Origin of the sequence: Streptomyces naganishii JCM 4654 (genome assembly GCF_014650575.1) — a bacterium.
In the GTDB taxonomy this organism is placed as follows: Bacteria; Actinomycetota; Actinomycetes; order Streptomycetales; family Streptomycetaceae; genus Streptomyces; species Streptomyces naganishii.
In genome coordinates, this window is sequence record NZ_BMVF01000067.1 from 1 (window position 1) to 736 (window position 736).

Genomic DNA, 736 nt, shown 5'->3' on the forward strand with positions numbered 1-736 from the left:
ATCACTGGATTCGATGTTTGACGCTTCACAGCGGGTACCGGAATATCAACCGGTTATCCATCGACTACGCCTGTCGGCCTCGCCTTAGGTCCCGACTTACCCTGGGCAGATCAGCTTGACCCAGGAACCCTTAGTCAATCGGCGCACACGTTTCTCACGTGTGAATCGCTACTCATGCCTGCATTCTCACTCGTCAACCGTCCACGACTACCTTCCAGTGCCGCTTCACCCGGCAGACGACGCTCCCCTACCCATCACAGCACCCGTTGGGGCTATCTGCTGCAATGACACGACTTCGGCGGTACGCTTGAGCCCCGCTACATTGTCGGCGCGGAATCACTAGACCAGTGAGCTATTACGCACTCTTTCAAGGGTGGCTGCTTCTAAGCCAACCTCCTGGTTGTCTCTGCGACTCCACATCCTTTCCCACTTAGCGTACGCTTAGGGGCCTTAGTCGATGCTCTGGGCTGTTTCCCTCTCGACCATGGAGCTTATCCCCCACAGTCTCACTGCCGCGCTCTCACTTACCGGCATTCGGAGTTTGGCTAAGGTCAGTAACCCGGTAGGGCCCATCGCCTATCCAGTGCTCTACCTCCGGCAAGAAACACACGACGCTGCACCTAAATGCATTTCGGGGAGAACCAGCTATCACGGAGTTTGATTGGCCTTTCACCCCTAACCACAGGTCATCCCCCAGGTTTTCAACCCTGGTGGGTTCGGTCCTCCACGAAGTCTT

1 rRNA gene is annotated in these 736 nt (G+C 56.2%); it reads right to left on the reverse strand.

The annotated features are described in order from the left end of the window. Nucleotides 1-736: ribosomal RNA gene (locus IE217_RS34375) — 23S ribosomal RNA — on the reverse strand; the annotation flags it as partial.